Genomic DNA, 11,955 nt, shown 5'->3' with positions numbered 1-11,955 from the left:
GCCGGCCAGCGCGCCGAGACGGCCGCCAACCAGCCCGCCGATCGCCGCGCCGGCACCGCCGCCGCTGACGTTGCTGTTGGCGCCCTGCACCTCAGCCACCAGCACGTAATCGGCCGCCTTGATCTGGCCCTGCCCGACGTTGGAGCCGCGCTGCAACCCGAGGTTGCCGCCAATGTTGCGTTCCTTCTCGGCGGCCTGCAGGCCCGATCCGCGATCGACCAGGTTGAAACAGCCCGAACGCTGGACCAGCACCTTCAGCAGCTTCTGCGGCGGCGCCAGCGAATATTGGGTCCAGCCGCGCGGATCGTCGCCATCGACGATCGACAGCGTGCCCAACTTGCGCGAGCAGCGCGGCACATCGTCCATCGTCTGTTCCTGCAGCCGCTGCCCGCTGCTCGGCTTGGCCAGTTTCTGCGCGAAGGCCGGGCTGGCGACGCCCAGCGTGATCGCGCTCAACAACAGGATCTTCGATGCCGACATGCAAAACTCCCCCCGATACTTTAGGATTCATCCTCTCAATACGCGACTGCGTCTTCCGTGAAAATAGGCGATGCTGCCAAACCGCCCCCGCGAAGATGCGCGCCATGCTTGGGATCGGGCGCGCTCGGTGCTATCGGCCCGGCAATTCCCCTTCCGAAAAGATGAAAAGCATTCGTGACTCCGCTAGAAAAAATCCGTAATTTCAGCATCATCGCGCATATCGACCACGGCAAGTCGACGCTGGCCGATCGGCTGATCCAGCGCACCGGCGGCCTGTCGGAGCGGGAAATGTCGGCGCAGGTGCTCGACAACATGGATATCGAGAAGGAACGCGGCATCACCATCAAGGCGCAGACCGTGCGCCTGGAATGGAAGGGCCATGTCCTCAACCTGATGGACACCCCCGGCCACGTCGACTTCGCCTATGAGGTGTCGCGCAGCCTGGCGGCGTGCGAGGGCGCGCTGCTGGTGGTCGACGCCGCGCAGGGCGTGGAGGCGCAGACGCTCGCCAACGTCTACCAGTCGATCGAGCACGACCACGAGATCATCCCGGTCATCAACAAGATCGACCTGCCCAGCGCCGAGCCGGAAAAGGTCAAGGCGGAGATCGAGGAGATCATCGGTCTCGACGCGTCCAACGCGGTGCTGGCCAGCGCGAAGTCGGGGATCGGCATCGAGGAAACGCTCGATGCGATCGTCGAGCGGATTCCGGCGCCCAAGGGCGATGCCGACGCGCCGCTCAAGGCGATGCTGGTCGACAGCTGGTACGATCCGTACCTCGGCGTGGTGATCCTGCTGCGGGTGATGGACGGCGTCATCCGCAAGGGGCAGCAGGTCAAGTTCATGGCCGCCGGCACCACCCATCTGGTCGACCGCGTCGGCGCGTTCCGGCCGAAGATCGAGAACCTGCCCGAACTGGGGCCGGGCGAGATCGGCTTCATCACCGCGCAGATCAAGGAAGTGGCGCAGGCGCGCGTCGGTGACACGCTGACCGACGCCAAGCGCCCCACCGCCGCCGCGCTGCCCGGCTTCAAGGAAGTCCAGCCGGTGGTGTTCTGCGGGCTGTTCCCGGTCGACGCCGCCGATTTCGAGAAACTGCGCGAGAGCATCTCGAAGCTGCGCCTCAACGATGCGTCCTTCTCGTTCGAGATGGAAACGTCCGCCGCGCTCGGCTTCGGGTTCCGCTGCGGCTTCCTCGGCCTGTTGCATCTGGAGATCATCCAGGAGCGGCTGACCCGCGAGTACGACCTCGACCTGATCACCACCGCGCCCAGCGTGGTCTACAACCTGCGGCTGACCAAGGCGGCGGGCGAGGCGGCGGGGCAGGAGATCGCGCTCCACAACCCGGCCGACATGCCCGATCCCAACCGGATCGAGGAGATCGAGGAGCCGTGGATCAAGGCGGTGATCTATGTCCCCGACGAATATCTCGGCTCGATCCTCAAGCTGTGCCAGGATCGGCGCGGCATCCAGAAGGACCTGACCTATGTCGGCGGTCGCGCGCAGCTTACTTACGAGCTGCCGCTCAACGAGGTGGTGTTCGACTTCTACGACCGGCTGAAATCGATCAGCCGGGGCTATGCCAGCTTCGATTACGAGCAGATCGGCCACCGTCCCGGCGACCTCGTCAAGATGAGCATCCTGGTCAACGGCGAGCCGGTCGACGCGCTCAGCATGATCGTCCACCGCGGCACGGCGGAGGCGCGCGGGCGCGGCATGTGCGAGCGGCTGAAGGACCTGATTCCGCGCCACATGTTCAAGATCCCGATCCAGGCGGCGATCGGCGGCAAGGTGATCGCGCGCGAGACGATCGCCGCGCTGCGCAAGGACGTCACCGCCAAATGCTACGGCGGCGACGCCACCCGCAAGCGCAAGCTTCTGGAAAAGCAGAAGGAAGGCAAGAAGCGGATGCGCGAATACGGCAGCGTCAGCATCCCGCAGGAAGCGTTCATCGCCGCGTTGCGTATGGGCGACGACGCCTGATCGCGGTCGCGCGCGGCTTGTTATCTCGCCGCGCGCTTCCCATATCGTAACGATCGTCGGCAACGTCCTCGTAGGCGCCGGCGGCTGAGAGACCTCGCGCTCCCGCTTACCTAATGCGGAGTGCTTCCCGATGGACCTCAATCATCTCCTTTGCCGCCATCAGGTGTCGCTGATGCGCGCCGAGGCCGCCACCTGCGTCGAGGCGCGCCACGCGCATCGCGGGCTGGCGCGCGGCTATACCGAGCGCATCCGCGTGTTGCAGCACGGACTCGGCGCCGAGGCGACGCTGCGCTGATCCGCTCCCACCCTTACCCCGACCAGGAGACTGCCGCATGTCACGCGCGATGAATATCAATGCCGCCAAGGAAGACGTCGCCGCCACCTGCGCCAAGCACAAAGCGACGATCACCGCGATCGAGACGCTGCTTTCGGGCGGCACCCGCGTCGTCCTGATCAACGGCGACGACGCCGAGCGGATCCGCAAGGCCTATCGGACCAAGCTGCTCACCGGCCCGGTCAAGCGTTCCCTGTGGGTGCGCAACGACTGACGCACCTCGCCCGGACGCCTTGCCCCTATCGCCACGTCGCGCCGGCCGAGCCGCCGGCGAAACCGTGCAGCCAATCGAGCACCGCGCGCACATGATGCCCGCCGCCGAACAACAGGTCGGCCACGGTGGCAAAGACGATGACGGCGATGACGATCAAAAGTTTCATGGCAACAGTTTCACGGCAGCGGTTCCGCGGCGATCGCCTTTTCGGGCATGATCCCGCAGGCTGAACTATGGCGGAAGATCGTTAACTTGCGGTAATCGCCACGCGCGCTAACCTGTCGCGATCGCGCCGCGCGCGTGACGGCGCCAACCGCAGGAGCTTTCATGGCCAAGGATGCAAAATCGGCAGTGGAGGGCGCGGCCGAACGCCTTCAGGCAACGGGGAGCGCGATCGCCGATCAGGGGCAGCAGCTCGGCATCAAGATGCTCGACCAGGCGGAGGCCAACACGCGCGAGGCGTTCAACGCGATGCGCGCCGCCGCCGAGGCCAAGGATCTGGGCGAGGTGATGCGGATCCAGGGCGACTATCTGCGCGATCAGGGCGGCCGGGCGATGACCCAGGCACGCGAGATCGGCGAGCTGATCGCCAATTTCGGCCGCGCCACCATCGGAGGGATCACCGGGCGCGATTGAGCTGGCGATGACCGTCGCCGGGATCTTCCGGGCCGGATGAGTTTTGGGCGGAGCCGGGGGATTGCTGCGTATCTGGATCGCTTTGCTGTTGGCGATGGTGCTGGGAGCGGCCGCCCCCGCGCCGCGCCCGCCGCTGGTGCTTGCCGCCGCCAGCCTGCAGGAATCGATGGGCGAGGCGGCCGATGCGTGGGCGCGCGCCGGCCACACCCGGCCGACGATCTCCTTCGCCGCTTCCTCGGCGTTGGCGCGGCAGGCGATCGCCGGCGCGCCCGCCGATCTGTTCGTGTCCGCCGACGAAGACTGGATGGATGAGCTCCAGAAGCGCGGCCTGCTGGTCGCGGGCAGCCGCAGCGATTTCCTCGGCAACCGGCTGGTGCTGGTCGCGCTGCGCGCTTCCCAAGTCGCGGTGACGTTGCGGCCGGGCGTCGATCTGGCGCGCGCGCTGGGCAACGGCCGACTGGCGATGGCGGAGCCCGATGCGGTCCCGGCGGGGAAATATGGCAAGGCCGCGCTGATCCGGCTGGGGGCGTGGCGCGGGGTAGAACGCAAGGTGGTCCGCGCCGAAAGCGTCCGCGCCGCGCTGGCGCTGGTCGAGCGCGGCGCCGCGCCGCTGGGGGTGGTCTATGCGACCGACGCCGCCGCGTCGCGCGCGGTTCGGGTGGTGGCGGTGTTTCCGGCGGCGAGCCACCCGCCGATCCGCTATCCGCTGGCGCTGCTCAAGGCGTCGCGCAGTCCCGACGCCGCCGGCTTCCGCGCTTTCCTGCTGTCGCCGCGCGGCCGTGCGATCTTCGCGCGCCATGGGTTCAGCACCGGACGATGATCGGCCGGACGTGTCGTTGCCGCCCCGCCACGCCGGAACGCGCGTGGTGATGCTCTCATCCGAAGAATGGGGCGTCGTCCTCCTATCGCTGCGGGTCGGCGTGGTGGCGATGGCGGCGCTGCTGCCGGTGGCATTCGCGCTGGCGTGGCTGCTCGCGCGCGGGCGGTTTCCGGGCAAGATCCTGCTCGACGCGCTGGTCCACCTGCCGCTGGTGCTGCCGCCGGTGGTGACCGGCTGGTGGCTGTTGCTGCTGTTCGCACCCGCTGGCCCGCTCGGCATGATGTCCGGCCATATCCTGTTCCGCTGGACCGGCGCGGCGATCGCGGCGGCGGTGATGGCGTTGCCGCTGATGGTCCGCGCGATCCGCCTGTCGATCGAGGGCGTCGACCGCCGGCTGGAGGACGCCGCGCGCACGCTGGGCGCCGGGCGCGCGCGCGTGTTCCGCACCATCACCCTGCCGTTGTGCGCCCCCGGCATCGTCGCCGGCGTCGTGCTCGGGTTCGCGCGGGCGCTGGGGGAATTCGGCGCGACGATCACCTTCGTTTCCAACGTGCCGGGAGAGACCGAGACGCTGCCGCTGGCGATCTACACAGCGTTGCAGATGCCCGGCGGCGACGCGACGGCGTGGCGGCTGGCGGCGATCTCGGTGGCGATCTCGCTGGCGGCGCTGATCGTTTCGGAAGCGATCGCGCGGCGTGCGGGGCGGGGCGTCCATGTCCTTTGAGGTCGACGTCGCGCGGCGGATCGGCGACCGGGACGTCGCCTGCGCCATCACCGGCGACGCGCCGCTGACCATATTGTTCGGGCGGTCGGGCGCGGGCAAGACCAGCGTGCTCAACATGATCGCCGGGCTGTTGCGGCCCGATCGCGGCACGATCCGCGTTGGCGGCGTGACGCTGTTCGATGCGGCGAGCGGGCTCGATCTGCCGCCCGATCGCCGCCGCGCGGGCTATGTGTTTCAGGACGGGCGGCTGTTCCCGCATCTGCGTGTCGCCGCGAATCTGCGCTACGGGCGGCATGGAACGAACACCTCCAGCGCTGCCTTCGACGACGTCGTCGCGCTGCTCGACATCGGCGATCTGCTCGATCGCTGGCCGCGCACGCTGTCGGGCGGCGAGGCCAGGCGCGTGGCGATCGGCCGCGCGCTGCTCAGCGACCCGGCGTTCCTCCTCCTCGATGAGCCGCTGTCCTCGCTCGATCGCGCGCGGCGGGAAGAGGTGATGCGCGCGCTCGAACGGCTGCGCGATCAGGCGCGGCTGCCGATACTGATGGTCACCCACGACCGCGTCGAGGCCGACCGGCTGGGCGGCCGCATCGTGGAAATACCCTAGGTTCAGACCCTAACGCGCGCCCAGATAGTCGAGCTTGCCCAGCGGCACGCCCTGCATCCGCAGGATCGCGTAGGCGGTGGTCACGTGGAAATAGAAGTTGGGCAGCACGAACCCCTGCGCATAACAGATCGCGGTGAACGGAATGTCCCCGCCCGGCGTGGTCAGCACCACCGGGGCTGCCTCCTTGCCGTCGATCGCCGCGCGCGGGACCGATTCGATGAACGCCACGGTACGCGCGATCCGCGACTGGAGATCGGCAAAGCTCGCCTCGTCATCGGCCATTGCCACATTGTCGATCCCGCCGATCCGCACGAATCCGCCCTTGGCGGTGTCGCTCGCGCGCTGCACCTGCGCGGTCAGCGGCGCCATGTCGGCGATCAGGCGCGCGTCGAGCAGGGCGGCGTGGGCGATGCCCTGCGTGTCGGCCCAGTCGCGCGCCTTGTCGAGGAAGGTTGCCATCGCGGCGAAACCGCGCAGCAGCGCCGGGGCGAGAAGATCATGGAGTTCGATAGCCATGGCGATCGCTATCGTGCCGTTGCGGTCCTGTCGAGGTGGTCGGGGTTGCGGCAAGGCAACGTGATATATAACGGGTTATGTAAATCTCGGGACGTAAGGCATGGCGGACGACATACTCAGTGGCGGTTATCTCTTCCTCGGCAGCCGGCTGAAGCGGCTGGGCGAGCGGATGCAGGCCGATGTGCTGCGCATCGTCGAGGCGGCGGGCCTGCCGATCCAGCCCAGTCACTATCCGTTGCTCGCGCTGCTCGATCGCGACGGGGCGATGACGGTCGGCGCGCTGGCGAGCGCAGTCGGCGCCAGCCAGCCGGGGGTGACGCGCAACCTGTCGCGGCTGTCGGCGCTGGGACTGGTCACCATCGGCCGCGACGGGCGCGACCAGCGCCAGCGTAGCGTCGCGCTGAGCGATGTCGGGCGCGCCGCGATGGCCCGGTCGCGCGCGGAGGTGTGGCCGCGCGTCGAGGCAGCGGCAGCGGATCTGTGCGGCGGCGGCACCGGATCGTTGCTCGCCCAGCTCGGCGCGATCGAGCAATCGCTGGCCGACACCCCGCTCGATCGCCGCACGGTCGCAGCCTCGGGACTGTCGATCCGGCGCTGGTCGGACGATCTCGCCGGGCATTTCCACGACATCAACGCCGAATGGATCGGGGCGATGTACCGGATCGAGCCGGCCGACCGAGAGACGCTTGAACATCCGCGCGCGGCGATCATCGACGGCGGCGGCGACATCCTGTTCGTGGAGGCGGAGGGGTTGGGCATCGTCGGCACCTGCGCGCTGCGCCACACCGGCGCGGGCGCGTTCGAGCTGACCAAGATGGGCGTGCTGGCGGCGGCGCGCGGGCGCAAGGCGGGCGAATTCCTGCTCCATGCCGCGATCCGGCGCGCGGGCGAACTGGGCGCCGCGCCGCTCTACCTGCTGTCGAACACGAAGTCGGCGGCGGCGATCCACCTCTATGCCAAGGCCGGCTTCATTCATGATGCGGCGATCATGGCCGACTATGGCGCGCGCTATGCCCGCTGCGACGTGGCGATGCGCTACGCCGGCCCGGCGTAAGGCGCTCGCGCTGCGACAGGCGGTGGGAGCCCTGTCGGTCGGACGCATCCCCGCCGTGTTCCCGCACAGCCGGTCGCCCAGAGTTACGCTCGGGTCACGCGCAACTCCCGCGCTCATCGCCGCGCGGGAGGATGGATGGCCACGCTACCGCGCGCGGCGCCGTATTGCTTCGCCCGGCATTGGCCCGACTCGCCATGACGGGGAGGGGATAACGAAAAGCCGCCGCCCGGCATCCCGGACGGCGGCTTTCCTGTCTTTCGGCCGGGTGAGCGGCCGTCCGGGTCGAACGCCTACGAGTTCAGATACTCGCCGGCATCCTCGTCGGTGCCGTGGCCCGACGGCGTCACCGCCGCCAGCGCGTCGCTGCCGGTATCGTCGGCGACGTCACGCAGCTTTTCGGCCGCTCGCTCTTCCGCTGCCGATTCCGGGGCGATCAACGTCGCCTGGAGCGCCCGCTGCTGCGCGCGCAGCGCCGCGTCGCGGCTGCTCGCCGCCACGCGCAGGCGGTTCATGCCCGCGCCGGTGCCCGCCGGGATCAGCCGGCCGACGATGACGTTTTCCTTCAGGCCGTTCAGCGTGTCGACCTTGCCCTGCACCGACGCCTCGGTCAGCACGCGGGTGGTCTCCTGGAACGACGCCGCCGAGATGAAGCTGCGGGTCTGCAGCGACGCCTTGGTGATGCCCAGCAGCACCGGCTTGCCCTGCGCACGCGCCTGCTTCTTGTCGAGCTTGGCGTTCAGTTCGTCCATCTCGTCGCGATCGACCTGCTCGCCCGCCAGCAGCGTGGTGTCGCCGCCGTCGGTGATCTCGACCTTTTGCAGCATCTGGCGAACGATCACCTCGATGTGCTTGTCGTTGATCTTCACGCCCTGCAGTCGATAGACTTCCTGGATTTCACTGACCAGATACTCGGCCAGCGGCTCGATGCCGAGCACTTCCAGGATGTCGTGCGGATCGGGCGAACCGCCGATCAGGTTGTCGCCGCGCTTGACGTAGTCGCCTTCCTGGACGTCGATCACCTTCGACTTCGGCACCAGATACTCGACCACCTCGCCGCCATCCTCGGGCTGGATGCCGATCTTCCGCTTGGCCTTGTAGTCCTTGCCGAACACCACCCGGCCGGAGACCTTGGCGATGATCGCGTTCTCCTTGGGCTTGCGTGCCTCGAACAGCTCAGCGACGCGCGGCAGACCGCCGGTGATGTCGCGGGTCTTGGCGCTTTCGCGCGCGACACGGGCGACGACGTCGCCGCCCTTCACCTCGGCACCGTCATCGACCGACAGCACCGCGCCCGGCGCGAGCATGTAGCGCGCGGTCTCGCCGCTGTCCCCGTCGAGCAGGGTCAGGCGCGGACGCAGATCCTCCTTGGTCCGGCTCGCGGCGCGATACTCGATCACGACGCGCTGGGTGATGCCGGTGGCTTCGTCGGCCTGTTCGGTCAGCGTCTTGTTGTCGATCAGGTCCTGGTACTTCACCGTACCGCCGGTTTCGGTGATCACCGGCATGGTGAACGGATCCCATTCGGCCATGCGATCGCCCTTGCTGACGATGTGGCCGTCGTCGAACAGGACATAGGCGCCGTAGGGGATGCGATCGACCGACAGTTCGCGGCCGTCCATGTCGACGATCGCGATTTCGCCCGAACGGCTCAACACCACGCGGCGTCCACGCTGATCGACGATGACGCGCAGATCGCGGAACTCGACCGTACCGTCGGCATGTGCCTCCAGATTGGACGTTTCGTTGAGCTGCGCCGCGCCGCCGATGTGGAAGGTGCGCATGGTCAGCTGGGTGCCGGGCTCACCGATCGACTGCGCGGCGATGACGCCGACCGCCTCACCGATGTTGACCGGCGTGCCGCGCGCCAGATCGCGGCCATAGCATTTGCCGCACACGCCGATCTTCGCCTCGCACACCAGCGGGCTGCGGATCTTCATGCCCTGGATGCCGATCGCCTCGATCTGGGTGATCATCGCCTCGTCCAGCAGCGTGCCGCTGGGGATGACGACCTCACCGGTCTTGGCATCGACCACGTCCTCGGCCGTGGTGCGGCCCAGGATGCGCTCGCCCAGCGAGGCGATGGTCGAGCCGCCCTGCAGGATCGCCTTCATCTCCAGTGCGCGCTCGGTGCCGCAATCGTCCTCCATCACGACGCAGTCCTGCGACACGTCGACCAGGCGGCGGGTCAGATAGCCCGAGTTCGCCGTCTTGAGCGCGGTGTCCGCCAGGCCCTTGCGGGCGCCGTGCGTCGAGTTGAAGTATTCGAGGACGGTCAGGCCTTCCTTGAAGTTCGAGATGATCGGCGTCTCGATGATCTCGCCCGACGGCTTGGCCATCAGCCCGCGCATACCGGCAAGCTGCTTGATCTGCGCCTGCGAACCGCGGGCGCCCGAGTGGGCCATCATGTAGATCGAGTTGATCGGCGCCTCGCGACCGTCTTCGGTGCGCTTGACCGCCTTGATCTCGTCCATCATCGCGCCGGCTACCTGGTCGCCGCAACGGCTCCAGGCATCGATCACCTTGTTATACTTCTCCTGCTGCGTGATCAGGCCGTCCTGATACTGCTGCTCGTAATCCTTCACCTGATCGCGGGTCTCATCGACCAGCTTTTCCTTTTCGGCGGGAATGATCATGTCGTCCTTGCCGAACGAGATGCCCGCCTTGAACGCGTGACGGAAACCCAGCGCCATGATCGCGTCGGCGAACAGCACGGTCTCCTTCTGGCCGGTGTGGCGATAGACCTCGTCGATCACGTCGCCGACGTCCTTCTTGGTCAGCAGCCGGTTGACGGTGTCGAACGGCACCTTGTGGCTCTTGGGCAGGCATTCGCCCAGCAGCATCCGGCCCGGAGTGGTCTCGAAGCGCTTGAGGTACTGCTTGCCGTCCTCGTCGGTCTGCGGGACGCGGCTGATGATCTTGGTGTGCAGCGTCACCGCGCCGGCGTTCAGCGCCTGGTGGACCTCCGACATGTCGCCGATGATCATGCCCTCGCCCGGCTCGCCTTCCTTGAGCATCGACAGGTAATAGAGGCCCAGCACCATGTCCTGCGACGGCACGATGATCGGCTTGCCGTTCGCGGGCGACAGGATGTTGTTGGTCGACATCATCAGCACGCGCGCTTCCAGCTGCGCCTCAAGGCTCAGCGGCACGTGGACGGCCATCTGGTCACCGTCGAAGTCGGCGTTGAACGCCGAGCACACCAGCGGGTGAAGCTGGATCGCCTTGCCCTCGATCAGCACCGGCTCGAACGCCTGGATGCCCAGGCGGTGCAGCGTCGGCGCGCGGTTGAGCAGCACCGGATGCTCGCGGATCACCTCGTCGAGGATGTCCCAGACTTCCTTGCGCTCCTTCTCGACCCACTTCTTGGCCTGCTTGAGCGTCATCGACAGGCCCTTGGCGTCGAGCCGGGCGTAGATGAACGGCTTGAACAGCTCGAGCGCCATCTTCTTCGGCAGGCCGCACTGGTGCAGCTTCAGCTCCGGCCCGGTGACGATCACCGAACGGCCCGAATAGTCGACGCGCTTGCCGAGCAGGTTCTGGCGGAAGCGGCCCTGCTTGCCCTTCAGCATGTCGGACAGCGACTTCAGCGGGCGCTTGTTGGCGCCGGTGATCGTGCGGCCGCGGCGGCCGTTGTCGAACAGCGCGTCGACCGCTTCCTGCAACATGCGCTTTTCGTTGCGGACGATGATGTCCGGCGCGCGCAGTTCCATCAGCCGCTTCAGGCGGTTGTTGCGGTTGATGACGCGGCGATACAGGTCGTTGAGGTCCGACGTCGCGAACCGGCCGCCGTCCAGCGGCACCAGCGGGCGCAGCTCGGGCGGGATCACCGGGACGACGTCCAGGATCATCCATTCGGGGCGGTTGCCCGAATCGATGAAGCTCTCGACCACCTTCAGCCGCTTGATGATCTTCTTCGGCTTCAGTTCGGACTTGGTGACCGCCAGTTCTTCCAGCAGCTCCTTGCGCTCGCCTTCCAGGTCGAGGTCGATCAGCATCGCCTTGACCGCTTCCGCGCCGATGCCGGCGGAGAAGGCGTCCTCGCCATATTCGTCCTGCGCGTCGAGCAGTTCGTCCTCGGTCAGGAGCTGGTACTTCTCCAGCGGGGTCAGGCCCGGCTCGGTGACGATGTAGCTCTCGAAATAGAGCACGCGCTCAAGCTGCTTGAGCTGCATGTCGAGCAGCAGGCCGATGCGCGACGGCAGCGACTTGAGGAACCAGATGTGCGCGACCGGCGCGGCCAGCTCGATATGGCCCATGCGCTCGCGGCGGACCTTCGAGACGGTGACCTCGACGCCGCACTTCTCGCAGACGATGCCCTTGTACTTCATGCGCTTGTACTTGCCGCACAGGCACTCGTAATCCTTGATCGGGCCAAAGATGCGCGCGCAGAACAGGCCGTCACGCTCGGGCTTGAACGTGCGGTAGTTGATCGTCTCCGGCTTCTTGATCTCGCCGAAGGACCAGCTGCGGATGCGTTCTGGCGACGCGATGCCGATCTGGATCTGGTCGAAGGTTTCCGGCTTGGCGATCGGATTGGCGAAATTGGTCAGTTCGTTCATTTCTTTTTCCCTCAGAAGGGTAAATCTC

The 11,955-nt window shown here is 67.3% G+C and carries 12 protein-coding genes; 8 read left to right on the top strand and 4 right to left on the bottom strand.

The features are described from left to right. On the bottom strand, positions 1-480 hold a 480-nt coding region (locus VNR91_RS03800; protein ID WP_325489459.1), incomplete at its 3' end, for a CsgG/HfaB family protein. 174 nt (positions 481-654) lie between these two features. Between VNR91_RS03800 and lepA the strand changes: the two genes are divergently transcribed. The 3 genes from lepA to VNR91_RS03785 all read left to right on the top strand — a co-directional run bounded on the left by lepA (position 655) and on the right by VNR91_RS03785 (position 3,011). Beyond that, positions 655-2,463 (top strand): translation elongation factor 4, encoded by a 1,809-nt coding sequence (gene lepA, locus VNR91_RS03795; protein WP_325489458.1) that lies wholly within the window; start codon positions 655-657, stop codon positions 2,461-2,463. 130 nt (positions 2,464-2,593) lie between these two features. Continuing rightward, positions 2,594-2,758, top strand: coding sequence for a hypothetical protein (locus tag VNR91_RS03790; protein ID WP_325489457.1), 165 nt, complete (start codon positions 2,594-2,596; stop codon positions 2,756-2,758). Positions 2,759-2,807: 49 nt separating this feature from the next. Beyond that, positions 2,808-3,011, top strand: a complete 204-nt coding sequence (locus tag VNR91_RS03785) for a hypothetical protein (protein ID WP_325489456.1) — start codon at positions 2,808-2,810, stop codon at positions 3,009-3,011. Between the two features lie 25 nt (positions 3,012-3,036). Here the strand turns inward: VNR91_RS03785 and VNR91_RS03780 are convergent, their stop codons facing one another. Beyond that, positions 3,037-3,177 carry a hypothetical protein gene (locus VNR91_RS03780; RefSeq protein ID WP_325489455.1) on the bottom strand — a complete coding sequence of 47 codons (141 nt, stop codon included), beginning with the start codon at positions 3,175-3,177 and terminating at the stop codon, positions 3,037-3,039. Between the two features lie 161 nt (positions 3,178-3,338). Between VNR91_RS03780 and VNR91_RS03775 the strand changes: the two genes are divergently transcribed. From VNR91_RS03775 to VNR91_RS03760, 4 genes are all read left to right on the top strand, one after another. Continuing rightward, positions 3,339-3,647: a phasin family protein gene (locus VNR91_RS03775; RefSeq protein ID WP_325489454.1), complete on the top strand. Its 309-nt coding sequence runs from the start codon at positions 3,339-3,341 to the stop codon at positions 3,645-3,647. A 94-nt stretch (positions 3,648-3,741) separates the two neighbouring features. After that, on the top strand, positions 3,742-4,467 hold the full coding sequence (gene modA, locus VNR91_RS03770; RefSeq protein WP_325489460.1) for a molybdate ABC transporter substrate-binding protein: 726 nt from the start codon (positions 3,742-3,744) through the stop codon (positions 4,465-4,467). A gap of 49 nt (positions 4,468-4,516) precedes the next feature. Then, the gene (gene modB / locus VNR91_RS03765; RefSeq protein WP_325489453.1) at positions 4,517-5,191 is read left to right on the top strand and encodes a molybdate ABC transporter permease subunit; all 675 of its coding nucleotides are present in this window, start codon (positions 4,517-4,519) and stop codon (positions 5,189-5,191) included. Beyond that, positions 5,181-5,798 carry an ATP-binding cassette domain-containing protein gene (locus VNR91_RS03760; RefSeq protein ID WP_325489452.1) on the top strand — a complete coding sequence of 206 codons (618 nt, stop codon included), beginning with the start codon at positions 5,181-5,183 and terminating at the stop codon, positions 5,796-5,798. The genes modB and VNR91_RS03760 overlap by 11 nt, the downstream gene beginning before the upstream one ends. Positions 5,799-5,807: 9 nt before the next feature. Here VNR91_RS03760 and VNR91_RS03755 read toward each other — a convergent pair whose 3' ends face one another. Next, entirely contained in the window at positions 5,808-6,314 is a 507-nt protein-coding gene (locus tag VNR91_RS03755) for a DUF1993 domain-containing protein (protein ID WP_325489451.1), read from the bottom strand. A gap of 100 nt (positions 6,315-6,414) precedes the next feature. Here VNR91_RS03755 and VNR91_RS03750 point away from each other — a divergent pair, with 100 nt between their 5' ends. Continuing rightward, positions 6,415-7,368, top strand: a complete 954-nt coding sequence (locus tag VNR91_RS03750) for a bifunctional helix-turn-helix transcriptional regulator/GNAT family N-acetyltransferase (RefSeq protein WP_325489450.1) — start codon at positions 6,415-6,417, stop codon at positions 7,366-7,368. Positions 7,369-7,658: 290 nt separating this feature from the next. On the opposite strand, the gene rpoC is transcribed toward VNR91_RS03750, so the two are convergent. Then, entirely contained in the window at positions 7,659-11,927 is a 4,269-nt protein-coding gene (rpoC, locus tag VNR91_RS03745) for a DNA-directed RNA polymerase subunit beta' (protein WP_325489449.1), read from the bottom strand. Between the last annotated feature and the right edge of the window lie 28 nt (positions 11,928-11,955).

The organism is Sphingomonas sp., from assembly GCF_035555815.1.
GTDB lineage: Bacteria > Pseudomonadota > Alphaproteobacteria > Sphingomonadales > Sphingomonadaceae > Sphingomonas.
The sequence above is the reverse complement of the archived record's forward strand: the minus strand, read 5'-3'. Positions and strand labels throughout refer to the sequence as shown.